Origin of the sequence: Nocardiopsis listeri NBRC 13360 (genome assembly GCF_001570765.1) — a bacterium.
In the GTDB taxonomy this organism is placed as follows: Bacteria; Actinomycetota; Actinomycetes; order Streptosporangiales; family Streptosporangiaceae; genus Nocardiopsis; species Nocardiopsis listeri.
Genome location: NZ_BCSH01000007.1, coordinates 77890 through 93552, shown reverse-complemented (window position 1 = coordinate 93552; position 15663 = coordinate 77890). Strand labels below are relative to the sequence as shown.

The following is a 15663-nucleotide window of genomic DNA, read 5'->3' as shown; positions in this document are numbered from 1 at the left end:
CGGGTGAGGGGCGGTGGCCCGGCCCGGGGGTGGGTCAGGGTTGGTCGGCCACGGCCTTGGCCAGGGAGGGAAGGTCGTGGGGGTGGCCGTCGGCGATGGCCACCCGCAGGCCGCGTTCCAGGTGGGCGCCGTCCGGTAGGGGGAGGCGTTCGTCCCAGGCCAGGGCCGGTCCCGTTCCGGGGTACTCGTGCGCGCGCAGGAACCACGGTTCCGGGTGCGGGCCGACCTGGTGCAGCAGTAGGGTCCATCGGGCGCCTTGGTCGGTGGTGCCGGCCATGGCGAGCCAGGGCACGCGTGCACCGTGCAGGTCCGCTTCGCCGCTCAGGTCGTGGGGGCCGGTGACCGCGGGTGGGCGTGGGCCCAGGGGGGCACGCCAGAACAGGCCGCCGTAGCCGGCGCCGGGGCGGCCGTTGGTGGCGGGGCTGCCGATGCTCAGATCCCGTCCCGAGGTGTTGCGCAGGACCGTACGCGCGTGCAGTGTCCAGGTGTGTTCGTTCAGGGGTAGCGCGCGCAGCGTACGCTCCTCGGCGATCAGTTCCAGGCCCTGTGGGTCGGTCCAGGACAGCAGTTCGGTGTGGTGGTCGGGGGCCTGTTCCAGGGTGCGCACGTGCCGTTGGCGTCCGTGGTTGTCCAGCAGTACCGAACCGCGGTCCGGGGTGAAGGTGCGCCCGCCCCAGAAGCTGGTGCCGTCCACGTCGGGTACGGCCAGGCCGAACCCCAGGTGGTGGACGTGGTCCTGGGGTCGTAGTTCGGTGACGGTGGTGCCGGCCAGGGTGGTCACCGGGTGCAGGAACGGTCGTGGTGAGAGCACCGGGTCCAGGTCGGTGCCGTCGCGGTGCACGGCCACGGTGGTGCCGTTCAGGGACAGGTTCACGGTCGGGCCTCCAACGGGCGCGCGGTGGGTTCGGGCACGGCCCAGGCGGCTCCGAGCTCGGTGAAGCCGCTCATGTGCCGGGCGCTTCGGTGGACCAGGGCGTCGATGCCGTGAATGGTGCGATGGGTGATGCCCGCTTCGCGCCACACGTCCTGGTGGTGGGCGGGGATGGGGCGGGGGTCGGAGGCGGTGCGCACCGCCTCCAGCACGTGGGTGAACCCCAGGGTGGCTGTGGGGGGAACCAGCAAGGGCGTCCCCTCGCGCAGGTGGGCGATGAGGTTCTCCATCAGGCCGGTGCGCGGGTGTGTGGTGGTGTGCGGGTCCTGTCCGGGCAGGTGCACCGTGACCCGGTCCAGGGTGTACTCGAAGGTGATGTGCCCGTGTTCACCGTGCAGGTGGAGCGCGGGCGGCAGACTGCGCGGCGAGCACAGGGTCACGGCCAGGCACACCGGGGTGCCCTGGTGGGTGCGCAACCGTAGGCAGGAGGTGTCGTCGGCCTCGATGGGGTGGGCGTGGAAGAGTTCGGGGACGATCTCGCTCGGGGCGTGGTCGCCGCCGTCGGCCAGGGCCAGGGCGGTGGCGACCATGTGCGCGAAGGGGTTGGTCAGCGCCCCGTCGACCACGTCGTGCCCGCCCATGCGGCGACGTCCGGCCCAGGGGGCGCGGTCGTAGTAGGCCGAGGTGCGTTTCCAGGTGCCCACGCCGCCGATGCCGCGCAGCTCGCCCACGACTCCTTGGGTCAGCAGCCCACGGACGTGGTCGATGGCGGTCGATCCCAGACTCTGGAAGCCCACCTGGCAGGCCAGGCCGGAGGCGGTGACGGCGTCGGTGAGTTCGTGTAGTTCGGCCAGGGTCGCGGTGGTGGGTTTTTCCAACAGCAGGTGGGAGCCGTGGGCGAGTACGGTGCGGGCCAGTGGCAGGTGGGTGTGGATGGGGGTGACCAGGACGGTGATCCGGGCGCCGGTCTCCTCCAGTGCCCGGGACAGGTCGTCGAAGTGGGGCAGGGGGCCGTGCCCCTCCAGGTCGTCGTCGGGGGCCGGTGGGCGGGGATCGCACACACCGACCAGGCGCACCAGCCCCTGTTCGCCCAGGGACCGCAGCGCACGCAGGTGGGAGCGCCCGTGCCCGTGCAGGCCCACCAAGAGCACGGGCACGGGCCCCTCGGGCAGCGGGCGGGTGCTCACCGGCCCTCCTGCCCCAGTAGTTCGTCCACGCGCACCGGGCGCCCCGAGGCGATGGAGGCGTTGGCGCACAGCCCGGTGATCAGGGCGTTGCCACCGTCGGCGTGATCGGGGCGGACACCGTCGTCGACTCGGCCGAACAGGGCGGTGAGCATGGCGACGTCACCGCCGCCGTGTCCGCCACCGCCCACGGTCACGGGGATCTCCTCGGGCTCTTGCCAGTGACGGCGCAGCCACAGTCGGGCGGTGCTGTTCTCCTTGGGGGCGGGCATGCCGCGGACGGGGTGCCGCTCGTCCTGCTCGGGCGAGGTGTGCGCGAACTCGGTCATGTCCAGCTCCAGGCGGCCCTTGCTGCCGGTGATGGAGATCCGGTAGCCCTCCCAGGGCGCGTAGGCCACCAGGTGGTAGCTGAGCCGTACCCCGCTGTCGTAGCGCACCAGCACCGACATGTCGTCCTCGATGGTGATGCCCTCACCGAAGACGTTGAGGTCGCGCCGGTAGCCGTCCTCGTGTTCGGCCTCCAGGTACAGGGCCGTCAGGTCGGGGCTGTCGGCCATGTGCAGGGCGAAGGGGTCCTGAGCGGCCTCGGGTGAGGCGTGCCCGCGCGCGTAGTCGCCGCCCACACCGTGGCGGTGGCCATTCTCGGCGCCGTAGAAGAACAGCCGACCCGAGGCGTAGACCTCTTCGGGGCGGGCGCCGATCCACCAGTTGACCAGGTCGAAGTGGTGGCTCGCCTTGTGCACCAGTAGACCGCCGGAGTTGGCCTTGTCGCGGTGCCAGCGGCGGAAGTAGTCGGCTCCGTGGCGCAGATCGAGCAGCCACTCGAAGTGCACCGAACCGACCTCGCCGATGACTCCGGAGGCGATGAGTTCGCGCAGCTTGAGGTGGACGGGATTGTAGCGGTAGTTGAATCCGACGGTGACGCGATGGCCGGTGCGGGCCTGGGCCGCGTTGATGCGTTCGAGCCCGTCCAGGTCCGCGGTGAGGGGCTTTTCGGTGATGGCGTCGACGCCGGCCTCCAGGGCGGCCACGACGTAGTCGGCGTGGGTGTGGTCGACCGTGCACACGATGACCTCGTCCACCTTCTGCTCGTGGAGCATGCGGCCGAAGGCCTCGGCCGGGTAGGTGGGGACGGGGTCCAGCCCCGCCTCGGTGACGATCCGGTTGTGCACGGCCATGCGAGTGGCGTTGGTGTCGCACAGGGCCACCAGCAGGCCCAGGTCCCGATGGGTGTCGGTGAGGGCGCGGGTGTACATGCGCGCTCTGGACCCGGTGCCGATGATGGCGAATCTGCGTGGGGAGGTGTCGTTCACGCGGCCAGGGTAAACGCTTTCCAGGGTGAAACTCAATGATCGCCCATGGATTTACCTTGGGCGTGAAGGCGGGAAAAGCGGCTCGGACCGGCTGGAACGCGGTTCCGGAGTTGTTTTTTCGGCTTCGCGAAGTCGCCCGGGGCGAAGATAACGATCCGGAGAGGGGGTTTCCCGTGGGGATGATCGTCTGTTGACACCCATCTGGCCCGGTGCTAGAAACTGAACATCTTAAACTATGGATAGCGCTTACCAGGCCATAACCTGCGAGTTCGCCACGTGTTCTCGGCCACGTCGGTGAAGACGGCCCCACGTCCTCCGCATCCGCCCTGACCAGATTGGTGGTCCCCCGACCATGAGCCTCCTCAGCCGCCGCCTGTGCCCCACACGGACGCAGGTGCGCCCCGGGAGTGGTGCGCCGTGAGCGCACTGCTCCAGCGAAGCCCCAAGAAGGTCGATCCCGCCCCGCCCAAGGCCCGCGTCGCCAAAGGGTCCGCAGGGCGCGGCACCGGTCGGCGCCGCCAGGAGAACCTGGCCGCCTACGCCTTCCTGGCACCCTGGTTCCTAGGCCTGATCGTCATCACCGCGGGCCCGTTGCTGGCCTCGTTGTACTTCTCCTTCACCGACTACAACCTCATCGGTGACCACCAGTGGGTGGGGCTGGAGAACTACGAACGCATGCTGAGCGATGACCGTCTGCTCAGCGCGCTCCGGGTCACCTTCGTGTACGTGTTCGTGTCGGTGCCGCTCCAGTTGGCGCTGGCGTTGGCGCTGGCGATGGTCCTGGACCGAGGGGTGCGCGGCCTGCCCCTGTACCGTTCGGTGTACTACCTGCCCTCGCTGCTGGGCGGCAGCGTGGCCGTCGCCATCCTGTGGCGGCAGGTCTTCGGCGCCGAAGGGCTGGTCAACCAGGTCCTGGCCTTCTTCGGGGTACAGGGGTACGGCTGGGTGTCCCACCCCGACTACGCCCTGGGCACGCTCATCGTGCTCAACGTGTGGACCTTCGGTGCCCCCATGGTCATCTTCCTGGCCGGGCTGCGTCAGGTTCCCCGGATGTACTACGAGGCGGCCGCCGTGGACGGAGCCGGTCCCCTCCACCGGTTCTGGAACATCACCGTTCCGATGCTCACGCCCATCATCTTCTTCAACCTGGTGCTGCAGATCATCAACGCCTTCCAGACCTTCACCCAGGCGTTCATCGTCAGCGGTGGCACCGGCGGCCCCTCGGACTCCACCCTCTTCTACACGCTCTACCTGTACCAACGCGGTTTCGGTTCGTTCGACATGGGCTACGCCTCGGCGATGGCCTGGCTGCTCCTGATGATCATCGGGGGGTTCACCGCCGTGAACTTCCTGGCCTCCAAGTACTGGGTTTTCTATGGCGACTGAGACCAAGGCACCGGCTCCCACCCCCACTCGGACCCGGTCCGCGCGCACGCGACGACTACTCACCCACATCGGCTTGATCGGCTTCGGCCTGATCATGCTCTACCCGCTGCTGTGGATGCTCTCCAGCTCCTTCAAGCCCACCGCGGAGATCTTCCGCGAACCCGGGCTCATCCCCTGGAGCTTCACCCCGAGCAACTACACCGAGGGTTGGGGCGCCCTGCAGTTCCCCTTCCACCACTACCTGCTCAACTCCGCGATCGTGGTGGCCGGCTCCATCGTCGGCAACCTCATCGGGTGCTCCATGGCGGCCTACGCCTTCGCCCGCCTGGAGTTTCGGGGCAAGCGCCTGTTCTTCGCGATCATGCTGGCCACGATCATGCTGCCCATCCACGTGGTGATCGTGCCGCAGTACATCCTGTTCGCGCAGCTGGACTGGATCAACACCTTCTACCCGCTCATCGTCCCCAAGCTGCTGGCCACCGACGCCTTCTTCATCTTCTTGATGGTCCAGTTCATTCGCGGGTTGCCTCGTGACCTGGACGAGGCGGCGCGTATCGACGGCTGTGGGCACGTGCGGATCTTCTGCCAGATCATCCTGCCGCTGTCGTTGCCGGCCCTGGCCACCACCGCGATCTTCACCTTCATCTGGACCTGGAACGACTTCTTCAGTCAGTTGATCTTCCTGACCAGCCCCGACATGTACACCGTTCCGGTGGCGCTGCGCACCTTCGTCGACTCCAGCTCCCAGACCTCCTGGGGTCCGCTGTTCGCGATGTCGGTGGTGGCGCTGGGGCCGGTGTTCGGGTTCTTCCTCGCGGGTCAGCGCTACCTGGTCAAGGGCATCGCCACCACCGGCATCAAGTAGAGCCGCACCACAGAAGGGATCCCCCCGTGCCACCCCTCACCCGCGTCCGCTCCACACGACGACACCCGCCTGCGGCCATGGTCGCCGCGGCCACCGGTGCGTTGGCCTTGGCCCTGACCTCCTGTTCCGGTGGCTCCGGGGACGTGGTGGAGTTGCGCTTCTCCTGGTGGGGGTCGGACGAGAGGCACGCCAACCTGCAGGAGGTCATCGAGGTCTTCGAAGCCGACAACCCCGACATCCGGATCAGCCCCGACTACACCGACTGGGACGCCTACTGGGACCGGTTGGCCACCGGTGTCGCCGCCAACGACGCCCCGGACGTGCTCATGCAGGACGAGTCCTACCTGAGCGAGTACGCCGAGCGGGGCGCCATGGCGGATCTGAGCACCTTGGAGGGGTTGGACCTGTCGGGCCTGGACCCGTTGGTGGCCCAGAGCGGGGTGGTGGACGGTGCGGTCTACGGCGCTCCCACCGGTGTCAACGCCTCGGCGATGCTCGCCGACCCGGAGGCCTTCGCCGAGGCCGGGGTGGAGATGCCCGACGACACCACGTGGACCTGGGACGACTACGTGGAGATCTCCATCGAGATCAGCGAGGCCACCGACGGTGAGATCGTGGGAACCCAGGGCCTGACCAACGAGAACGCCTTCCACATCTTCGTCCGCCAGCACGGGGAGAACCTCTTCGACGAGGACGGTGAGGTCGCCTTCTCCGAACAGACCCTGCAGTCCTGGTACGAGCTCACCGATCGGCTCTTGGAGGGCGGCGGGCAACCGGACGCCTCCCAGAGCGTGGAGATCGCCGCCGGTGGCCCCGACCAGTCGGTGCTGGCCACCAACACAGGCGCCACCGCGCACTTTTGGAGCAACCAGCTGGGCGCCGTCGCACAGGCCTCCGGGCGTGACATCGAGCTGTTGCGTTTTCCCGGAGAGACCGAGAACGAGCGCACCGGCACCTACTTCAAGCCCGCCATGTACTACGCGGTCTCGGCCGGGACCGACCACCCCCGGGAGGCGGCCCGATTCGTCGACTTCCTGCTCAACAGTGATGTGGTGGGCGAGACCGTACTGGCCGACCTGGGCCTGCCGGCCAACATCGAGGTGCGTGAGCACATCATGTCCGACCTGCCCGAGACCGAGACCCGGGGTGCCGACTTCCTCGCCGACATCGAGGACGAGGTCGTCGATGGCAATCCGCCCCCGCCCGTGGGCTCGGGCGAGATCGTCGACATCAACCGGCGCGCCTACCAGGAATTCAGCTTCGGCAATCTCACCGCGAGTGAGGCGGCCGAGCAGTTCGTGTCCGAACTGCGCAGCGCGGTCGGTTCGGGAACCTGACCCGAACGACCCCCCGGCGTGGCCCCGCCCGCGCACCCTACCCACCCGATGAACGAGACCTTGAGGACCCCCCGATGAACATCCCCTCCGGCGGCGTACGCACACGCCGCACGGCCGCTCCCTTGGCCTTGGCCGCCGCCGTCACACTGCTCGCATCCGCCTGCGGGGGCGGCTCCTCCGCCGAGGACGGTGTGGTGGAACTGCGCTTCTCCTGGTGGGGAGCGGACGATCGACACTCGAACATGCAGCAGGTCATCGAGATCTTCGAGGCCGACAACCCCGACATCCGGATCAGCCCCGACTACACCGACTGGGGCTCGTACTGGGACCGGTTGGCCACCAGCACCGCCGCCGACGACGCCCCCGACATCATGATGCAGGAGGAGCGGTACCTGCGCGAGTACGGTGACCGGGGTGCGCTGGCCGACCTCAACGAGTTCTCTGACGAGCTGGACCTGACCAAGATCGACCCACTGATCGCCGACAGCGGTGACCTGGACGGTCAGACCTACGGGGTGGCCTCCGGCGTGAACGTCTACGCCATCCTCGCCGACCCGGAGGCCTTCGCCGAGGCCGGGGTGGAGATGCCCGACGACACCACGTGGACCTGGGACGACTACGTCGAGATCGCCACGCAGATCACCGAGGCCACCGACGGTGAGATCGTGGGGACCCAGAGCATGGCCTACAACGAGAGCGGTTTCCAGATCTTCGCCCGTCAGCACGGGGAGAACCTCTACGGCGAGGACGGTGAGCTCGCGTTCTCATCCGAGACCCTCGCCGAGTGGTTCCAGATCACCGAGGACCTGCTGGAGAGCGGCGGGCAGCCGGGCGCCTCGCAGAGCGTGGAGATCGAGGCGGGTGGCCCCGATCAGTCGGTGCTGGCCACCAACACCGGCGCGATGGCGCACTTTTGGAGCAACCAGCTGGGCGGGCTGACCGCGTCCTCCGACCGTGACCTGGAGCTGCTGCGCTACCCGGGTGAGAGCGATGGCGAGCGTACCGGCATGTACTTCAAGCCGGCGATGTTCTACTCCGTCTCGGCCGGGAGCGAGCACCCGCAGGAGGCGGCCCGGTTCGTGGACTTCATGCTCAACGACAATCAGGCGGCGGAGCTGATCCTGGCCGACCTGGGACTGCCTGCCAACATCGACGTGCGGGCGCACATCCTGAGCTCGCTGTCCGCGGCCGACGAGCGCAGCGCGATCTTCCTGTCGGATGTGGAGGGCGACATCGTCGACGGCAACCCGCCGCCGCCGATCGGTGCCGGTGAGGTCGTGGAGATCACCAAGCGGGCGTCCGATGAACTGGCCTTCGGCAACCTCACGCCGGAGGAGGCGGCCGAGCAGTTCATCACCGAGGTGGAGGCCGCCACCGGTTCCCAGTAGGAGACCGGACGCGGCACGTGGTCGAGCTCGGGCCCCGATGGGAGCACTCCCAGCGGGGCCCGACCCGTGTTCCCCTCCCAACGTCGGGCTCACCGCGGGTGGGCGTGGTCAGCGGGTCGGTTCGGGGGTGCGTGCGGGTGGTTGTCGCACCGGCTTCGGGTCGAAGGTTGCGCATCGATGCCAGGCGCCGATCGACCGATGGGGTGGGCTCGACCGCAGGGTCACCCGACCGAAACGGTGCCCCGCTCCCCTTGGGTGGGAGCGGGGCACTGTGTCGGTCGGTGGCGGTTACTTGGGGAATCGCAGGGTGGCCCCGGAATCGCCGCTGGGTTCGCCCTCCTCCAGCAGTTCACTGAACCGGGCGTCCGACAGGACGGCCGAGCGCAGCATCAGGGCGCTGGCCGGAGCTTGGAAAGCGGAGTTCGGGTCGTCCAGTCCTCGAGGCGAGGTGTCCACCAGGATCGGGGAGGTTGTCGAGCCCCACAGGTGTGGTTCGTCCTCCCTGTCGGATCCCAACAGCAGGGTGTCCACTCGGCCCTCCGACAGCATCGGCAGGGTGGGAGTGGTACCGCGAACCGCCTGGTCATGGGCGAGCTTGCGGTGGTAGTCGTCGATGGTCTGTTCCTGTTCCCGCTGGACCAGCTCGCGCAGGCATTCCTCCGCGCTCTCCTGCAGGCGCTCCTCCGCGTCGATTCCTCCGCGGCCCCCGGCCACCACCTTGATGGGGATGGTGAGTTGCCGTGGGCCGAGATTGTCACGCAGGTAGGCGATGGCCTCGTCGTCTCCGCCCACGATGATGGCCTGGGCCCCGACCTTGGCCACGGCCTTGCGGACCAGTTCGGCGACCCCTGCGGCGTTCTCACGCCAGATGTCCTGGGCGGTGCCGGTGTCGGCTCGGCGTCCACCCGCGTCCCCGCGTTGGCCGGGGAAGATCCGGGTGGCCCCGTCGATGTTCTGCATGTTCTCGCCGATGTTCTCGGACTCCAGAACCGGCCCTTCACTGGGATGGCCGCCGTAGGCGTACACCTTGGCCTTGACCCGGTCCAGGGCCACCAGCACGTAGGGCAGTCGGCGGCCGCGGTCGATGGTCAACGGAAGGGCGTCGGGGATCGGAAGGAACGAGGCGCGGTCCTGCCCGGGTGGGGAGGTCAGCGTGTACTCGCCCAACAGCCGTCCCTCGGAGGCGTAGACGGCTTGGCCGTGGTCACCGTAGGCACGGGAGTTGCCCTCCCCGATGGCTTCCTCCAGGACGTCGAGGGTGGCCTCGTCGGTGCCCAGGGCCTTGAGTTCCTCGCGCAGGTGCCGCCAGCGCAACTCGATCTTCTTGTCCGCGTCGGTGGTGTCCCGGCTGGTGTCCAGGTGCACCGATGCCACGGGGCCGTCGCTCTCGTACAGAGGTCGCAGAAAACCAAGATCCATCAAGTTCGCGGGACGCGTGTACCCCCGCCCCGCCCACCTCCTTCTCGGGGTCGGCCTGTCGACGATCCTGAAGGTCCATGGTGGTTTCCGAAAGGGCGCCACGTCGAATCAGACACGGAAGTTGCCCGGAGATTTCCAGTATTTTCCTGTTCGCCCTAAGTCAGGCCGGTTCGACTTCGTCCAGCGCTCGGTCGATCACTCCCCGTGTGAGTCTCAGGGTGACGACCACGGCCAGGATCAGACCGATCGTTCCCGCCACCAGGTAGGGGACGGCCAGGGCCCATTCGCGACCCAACGTCCCTTCCAGGGCGGAGGCGAGTGTGCCGCCCAGGGCCATACCGACCGAGAGCATCCCCCACGACAGGGTCCGGTGGGCGCTGAAGGCCCGTGAACGCAGCAGGTCGGGGGTCAGACGTTGGAAAAGGCTGATCAGCGTGACGTTCCACCAGGTGGCGGCGAACCCGGTGAACAGGTAGCAGAGCACGAACATCGGAACGTCGCGCGTGAGCCCCACGGTCACAGCGGTCATGCCCAGGATCACCAGGACCACGACCAAGGCGGTGGCCGGGTGCACACGGTGGGAGAAGGAGGGGACCACCAGTGCGCCCAGGACGGCGCCCACCGCGGTCACGGTCATCAACCACCCATAACCCTGGGGTCCCACCCCCAGCACCTCCTGGGCAAAGAGCACCAGGACCGCCGCCATCATCGCCGCGGCCAGATTGGAGGCCCCACTGACCAGGGTGGTCAAGCGCAGTACCGGGTGGTGCCACAGCCATGACAGTCCTTCGCCCAGCATGACGCGAATGCCGGGGCGTCGCCGCCCGTCCGTCGCCGGGTGGTGATCGCCGCTCAGACCCAGTAGACAGACCAGCGCCGACAGGATGAGCGCGGCCTGCGCACCGAAGGCCCAGGCGGTGGAGGCCGCCAGCAGCATGCCGGCGATCGGGGCGCCCAGGAACTTGTTGAGCACCCGCTCCACCCCCTGCAGGTGGCCGTTGGCCCGCTCCAACCGTTGACGTGGGACCAGGGTGGGCACCATGGCCTGCGCGGTGTTGTCGAAGAACACCTCGCAGGCCCCCACCAGCAGGGCGACGCCGACCAGCAACGGGATCGAGCCCGCGCCCAGGGCGACCGCGGTGGTCAGTCCCACCAGCAGTACGGTCTTGACTCCCGCCGCGGCCACCATCAGTCGACGGTGGTCGACCCGGTCGCCCACCACCCCGGCGATCAGGGCGAGCAACAGCCAGGGCAGGCGGGTGGCGGCACCCACCAGTGCCACCTGGAAGGGGTCGTCGGTGAGGGTGGCGGCGTACCAGGGCAGCGCCACCACCGCGATCCCATCACCCAGGTTTCCCAGGCCCACGGCGCCCAGGAGCATGCCGAATCGGCGGCCCAGCGGTTGACCAGGGGGATGTTCGGCACCGGTTCGGATCGATTTTTCGGCCATGGAGTCCTTCGGTGAGGGGGTCGCCGATCAGACTGGCACAGGGCCGGTGGTCCGGACAGGTCCTTTCTCCGTGGGAGGAAACGGCGGTGCGGAGCATGCATCGACCCGATCGAAACCGCACCGCAACTGTCGGGTCGAGGTGGATGGGGCGTCCGTAACTTGGGTGGTGAGAGCAAGGGAGGAACCGATGCTGGACCGGTTGAACGAGGCGCTGGAGCGGGTCGAAAGGGACTTGGACGAGCCCGTGGACGTGGCCGCGATGGCGCGTTCGGTGTTCGTCTCCGAGCAGCACTTCCGACGGATGTTCTCGACGCTGTCGGGGATGCCGATCTCGGAGTACGTGCGCCGGCGACGCCTGACCCTGGCCGGGGCCGAGGTGATCCAGGGCAAGGACACCTTGCTCGACATCGCGGTGCGTTACGGCTACGGCTCGGCCGAGGCGTTCGGTCGGGCGTTCCGGTCCGTGCACGGGGTCGGCCCGGGCGAGGCCCGCCACGGCGCCGCCGCGCTCGGCTCCCAATCGCGTCTGACCTTCCACCTGACCATCGAAGGGAACACCATCATGCGTTACCGCATCGTCGACAAGGACGCGTTCGCCGTCACCGGTCCCAAGGCCCGGGTACCACTGGTCTGTGAGGGCCCCAACGAGACCATGATCGAGTTCGTCAAGGGCATCGACGAGGCCACCCGCGAGAGGGTCGAGGAACTTTCCGACCAGGAGCCACACGGTCTGCTGGGTGTCACCCACGCCCTGGAGACGGGCGATGGCGAGGGCGGCGACGTCGACTACTACCAGGCGGCCGTCACCTCCTCCACCGAGGTTCCCGAAGGGATGGAGTCGCTTCGGGTACCGGCGGGCACCTGGGTGGTCTTCCCCTTCGAGCGGTACACCTTCCCCGAGCAGATCCAGCGGATCTGGTCGTACGCCTTCTCCGAGTGGTTTCCCTCCAACCCCGCCTACCAGCACCGGCAGGGGCCGGACATGCTGAAGGTGGACTACGACGAGCAGGAGGAGGGCCTGGCCTGCGGGGAGCTGTGGATGCCGGTGGAGAAGGTCTGATCCGGGCACGGGCACATGTGCGCCCGCTCTGGGGCGCGGGCTCGGCCAGGTGGTCGGGGCCGCCCTCAGCCGACCTCGGAGGGGCGAGGGCGCAGGCGGTTCTGTTCGAGGAAACGCCGCAGTACCTCGTTGAAGCGGCCGGCGCGCTCCAGGTTGGGAAGGTGACCGGCCCCTTCGATGATCTCCATGATCGAGTCCGGGACGCGCACGTGCATGAGTTCGGCGCCCTCTGGTGGGGTGAACCCGTCGTGTTGGCCCACCACGAGCAGGGTGGGGGCGGAGATGCGCTTGAGCAGCAGGGTGTGGTCGGGGCGCCGGGCCCGGCCCAGTTGGGCGGCGGCCGCCCCCTCGGGAGGTGCGGCGCACATCATGTCGCGCACGTGGTCGGCGACCGCGGGCAGGTCGCGAACGTTGTCCGCGGTCATCATGCCCACGAGCATGTCGTCGGCGTAGCCGCGCATGCCCTCCTCGCGCAGTCGTGCGGCCAATCGTTCACGGGCCAGGCAACCCTGTTCGGTCTCGGGCAGGGGGTTGGTGGCCACCAGGGTCAGGGAGTCGACCCTGTCGGGGAAGAGGCGGCACATCTCCAAAGCGACCTGGCCGCCCATGGACACACCAACGACGTTGACCACGTCCAGCCCCAGGTGATCGAGCAGCGCGGTCATGTCCCGCGCGAAGACGTCCAGGGGGGTGACCCCCGGTACGACCGTGGAGCTGCCGTAACCGCGCAGATCGGGAACGATGGTTCGATAACCACGTCCGGCCAGCGCCCGGACCTGGGGTTTCCACATCGTCCGATCGAAGGGATGCCCATGCAGGAACAGGACGGGACATCCCGCCCCACGATCGGTGTAACCGATGCTGATCCCGCGCACGGACGCGGTATCCAGGTCGTCCTGGTTCGCGGTGTTCGTCATCTGGTGAGCCACAACAATCGATGCTATTCACCGGGTCAAGGGGAGTAATAGGGCACGTCTTGAAGAGCGGCGGGCCGTAGGTGGTCCCTCGACACCTACGGCCCGTGCACCACGGCCCGCCGTCCTCGGGCATGGTGCGGCACGGTGGGCCCTGCCACTCGCGCCGGTGCCGGAGCGCGAACGGCCCGACACCTGGGGAGACGCTCATCGGAGCGTTCGGGTTCGTACGGAAATCCCAAGGAACGGGAAAATCTGTACAGAACTTCGTAGGATCTGCCTTCAGCCGTCTCGACGTGCCAAGAGCAGGGCGGCGAGCAGGTTGGGCGTGGCGAAAAGAGCGAAGGCCGCGCCGTGGCCCATGGCGGTGAACACCCCCGCGTACACCAGGAACGTGGTGACGCCGAGGGCCTCGGTGCCAAGGTCCGCCAACGAGGTGACCGTGGCCCGGCCAGGGCCGGTGATGCTCTCTTGCAGACGGGCATCGGTCACCACCATCATCGCCTGGCACACCCCGAACCCGAAACCGAGCAGCACCCAACCCGCGGGGCCGGCGAACAGGGCTCCGGCCGCGATGGCCGGCGAGGCCAGGGTCATCAGCGCGGCCAGAGCCAGGCTCGGGAGCCGGGAGAGGGGACCGGCGGAGAGGCCGCCCAGGGTCACCCCGGTCCACACCACCAGCACCACCAACGGCACCGATTGCACGGGGACCCCCGCGTCACGGGCCAGCAGCGGAACGTACTCCTCCAACACCCCCCAAAAAGCGCTGACCAGCACCACCAACAGCAAGGCCGGACGCACCCTCGGGTTGTGGCGCACCTCGGCCAGACCTGAGCGCAGGGTCTGAAGGTAGCCGGGTTCGTCGCCGGGGTCGCGCTCACGCACGCGATGTTCGGGCAGGGCCAAAGCGCACACCGAACACAGCAGACAGGCGGTCACGCTGGCCAGACCGATGACCAGGTAGCCGCCATGGGTCATGGCGGGAACGGCCACCAGGGTGGCCACGCCCACCGCGGCCACTCCCAAGGCCCGGGTCAGGCCCATCACGCGGGGATAGGCGTCGGTGGCCTCGTGGTGGTCCAGTTCGGTGTACACCAGTGCTTCGAAGGCACCGGAGGACAAGGCTCCGGCCGCTCCCCAGAGCACGAACCCCAGGGCGAACACCCACGGGGAGGGCAGGAGCGACCACAGGGCGAACGCGGACCCGGTCAGAAGCGGGGCGGTCGCGAGCAGGTGGCGGCGCGATACCAGATCGGCCAGGGCACCGGCCGGCACGGTCAGCAGCACCGAGGTCAGGGACCACAGCACGAACAGCGCGCTGATGTGGGTGACCGTCAGGCCGTTCTCGGTGAACAGCAGGGCGTAGAGCGGGTAGAGGAGGATGAACTCCTCGAAGAAGGCGTAACCGTAGACCGGCCAGGTCAGCCGGATCAGACGCGTGCGGGACACACGTGGGTTAACGGTGGTCATGGAGGCCTTTTCCGTCGAACGGTTCGGGGATAGCCGGATGTGTTCAGTGCTTCCGGCGGTCCTCGAACGTTCGCCGCGGATCGACCTGTGGCTATGACTTAACGTCGCTTGCGCATGCCACCAGGCTAGAACAGCGGGTCGGTTCGGCGCGAGTGGATTTCGACCCGTGGACGAAGGCCCTTGCGACGTCAGTGGCCGGTGGGCGGGTCCGGGTGCGACTCCAGAGGTGGCACCGGAGGTAGGGGCGCTCTCCCGGGTCCGGCCTCGAAGGCCTGGATCAGGTAGGTGCTCGGCCAGCGAGATGCGGCCATGGCTTGGGCTTCGGTGGCGACCGTGATCCCCCTGTCGGCCATCATGACCAGGGTTGAGCGTGTGCTGGTGCGCGGCGCCACGGGCGGGGCCGGGAGCGTGGTGGTGCGGTCGGCCAAATCCCGGGACGCGCGCGTGAGGGCCTTTGACCCGGCTCAGTCGCAGGCGTGTTCGGCCCAGTCCTCGGTGTGGCGATGGGCGCCCAACCCCACGGCGGTGAACTCGTCCTGGTCGTGGGGACCCACGGTCACGCCCAATCGGCGCAGGGCCTTGGAGAGCGGGAATCCCTCGGCAGGAGCGGGTTCGTCCGCGCCCACGCGCAATGGCCCCAGGGTGAGCTCGCCGTGCTCCCACACGGCGGCCGCCTGGGCCATGGTTCCGCCGAAGGAGTCGATCTCCACATAGGCGAGTGGCCCACCACGCGACCACTCGGTCGCCCATCGCGACAGCCACGCGGGCAACAGGTGGAACTCACGGAAGGGACGCTCACCCAAAGGCCGGGAATCGTGTAGCGCGTCGGTCAACGGAACCAGGGCCAACCCCTGCGATAGTCCGAATCGTTGGGCTCGGGGCAGGTCGACCGTCGCCTCGCGTATCAGTGCGGCACCGGCGATGACGGCTTCGAGCGTGTATCCCACGAAAGGGCTCCCATGAGGACGAGGGGCATTGAGGATCCTACGGACCAAGTTCGTTACTT

Annotated in this window: 14 protein-coding genes; 5 read left to right on the top strand and 9 right to left on the bottom strand. The window is 68.3% G+C overall.

Going from position 1 to position 15663, the window contains the following annotated elements:
- Positions 1-34: 34 nt before the first annotated feature.
- The 3 genes from NLI01S_RS03000 to NLI01S_RS02990 are packed head-to-tail and all read right to left on the bottom strand — an operon-like array spanning position 35 to position 3368.
- Entirely contained in the window at positions 35-874 is an 840-nt protein-coding gene (locus tag NLI01S_RS03000; protein WP_067598709.1) for a DUF6807 domain-containing protein, read from the bottom strand.
- The gene (locus tag NLI01S_RS02995) at positions 871-2058 is read right to left on the bottom strand and encodes a Gfo/Idh/MocA family protein (protein WP_084392269.1); all 1188 of its coding nucleotides are present in this window, start codon (positions 2056-2058) and stop codon (positions 871-873) included. Before NLI01S_RS02995 ends, NLI01S_RS03000 begins: the two co-directional genes overlap by 4 nt.
- Positions 2055-3368 (bottom strand): Gfo/Idh/MocA family protein, encoded by a 1314-nt coding sequence (locus tag NLI01S_RS02990; protein WP_067598706.1) that lies wholly within the window; start codon positions 3366-3368, stop codon positions 2055-2057. The genes NLI01S_RS02995 and NLI01S_RS02990 overlap by 4 nt, the downstream gene beginning before the upstream one ends.
- Positions 3369-3785: 417 nt before the next feature.
- Here NLI01S_RS02990 and NLI01S_RS02985 point away from each other — a divergent pair, with 417 nt between their 5' ends.
- From NLI01S_RS02985 to NLI01S_RS02970, 4 genes are all read left to right on the top strand, one after another.
- A complete protein-coding gene (locus tag NLI01S_RS02985; RefSeq protein ID WP_067598703.1) occupies positions 3786-4754 on the top strand; it encodes a carbohydrate ABC transporter permease in 969 nt (322 codons plus the stop codon).
- The gene (locus NLI01S_RS02980; RefSeq protein WP_067598700.1) at positions 4744-5619 is read left to right on the top strand and encodes a carbohydrate ABC transporter permease; all 876 of its coding nucleotides are present in this window, start codon (positions 4744-4746) and stop codon (positions 5617-5619) included. Before NLI01S_RS02985 ends, NLI01S_RS02980 begins: the two co-directional genes overlap by 11 nt.
- A 77-nt stretch (positions 5620-5696) precedes the next feature.
- Positions 5697-6956, top strand: coding sequence for an ABC transporter substrate-binding protein (locus tag NLI01S_RS02975; RefSeq protein WP_084392267.1), 1260 nt, complete (start codon positions 5697-5699; stop codon positions 6954-6956).
- Between the two features lie 74 nt (positions 6957-7030).
- On the top strand, positions 7031-8344 hold the full coding sequence (locus NLI01S_RS02970) for an ABC transporter substrate-binding protein (protein ID WP_067598694.1): 1314 nt from the start codon (positions 7031-7033) through the stop codon (positions 8342-8344).
- Between the two features lie 288 nt (positions 8345-8632).
- Here the strand turns inward: NLI01S_RS02970 and NLI01S_RS02965 are convergent, their stop codons facing one another.
- Together NLI01S_RS02965 and NLI01S_RS02960 are read right to left on the bottom strand one after the other, a co-directional pair.
- Positions 8633-9763, bottom strand: a complete 1131-nt coding sequence (locus NLI01S_RS02965) for a baeRF2 domain-containing protein (RefSeq protein ID WP_067598938.1) — start codon at positions 9761-9763, stop codon at positions 8633-8635.
- A 160-nt stretch (positions 9764-9923) separates the two neighbouring features.
- A complete protein-coding gene (locus NLI01S_RS02960; protein WP_067598692.1) occupies positions 9924-11213 on the bottom strand; it encodes an MFS transporter in 1290 nt (429 codons plus the stop codon).
- Between the two features lie 187 nt (positions 11214-11400).
- Here NLI01S_RS02960 and NLI01S_RS02955 point away from each other — a divergent pair, with 187 nt between their 5' ends.
- On the top strand, positions 11401-12273 hold the full coding sequence (locus tag NLI01S_RS02955) for an AraC family transcriptional regulator (RefSeq protein WP_067598689.1): 873 nt from the start codon (positions 11401-11403) through the stop codon (positions 12271-12273).
- Positions 12274-12338: 65 nt separating this feature from the next.
- Here NLI01S_RS02955 and NLI01S_RS02950 read toward each other — a convergent pair whose 3' ends face one another.
- The 4 genes from NLI01S_RS02950 to NLI01S_RS02935 form a co-directional block, all read right to left on the bottom strand.
- Positions 12339-13202 carry an alpha/beta fold hydrolase gene (locus tag NLI01S_RS02950; protein ID WP_067598686.1) on the bottom strand — a complete coding sequence of 288 codons (864 nt, stop codon included), beginning with the start codon at positions 13200-13202 and terminating at the stop codon, positions 12339-12341.
- A 267-nt stretch (positions 13203-13469) separates the two neighbouring features.
- Positions 13470-14657 (bottom strand): MFS transporter, encoded by a 1188-nt coding sequence (locus tag NLI01S_RS02945; RefSeq protein WP_067598683.1) that lies wholly within the window; start codon positions 14655-14657, stop codon positions 13470-13472.
- A 188-nt stretch (positions 14658-14845) separates the two neighbouring features.
- Positions 14846-15010, bottom strand: coding sequence for a hypothetical protein (locus NLI01S_RS26205; RefSeq protein ID WP_157090929.1), 165 nt, complete (start codon positions 15008-15010; stop codon positions 14846-14848).
- 111 nt (positions 15011-15121) lie between these two features.
- Positions 15122-15604, bottom strand: a complete 483-nt coding sequence (locus tag NLI01S_RS02935) for a hypothetical protein (RefSeq protein WP_067598674.1) — start codon at positions 15602-15604, stop codon at positions 15122-15124.
- Positions 15605-15663 lie beyond the last annotated feature (59 nt).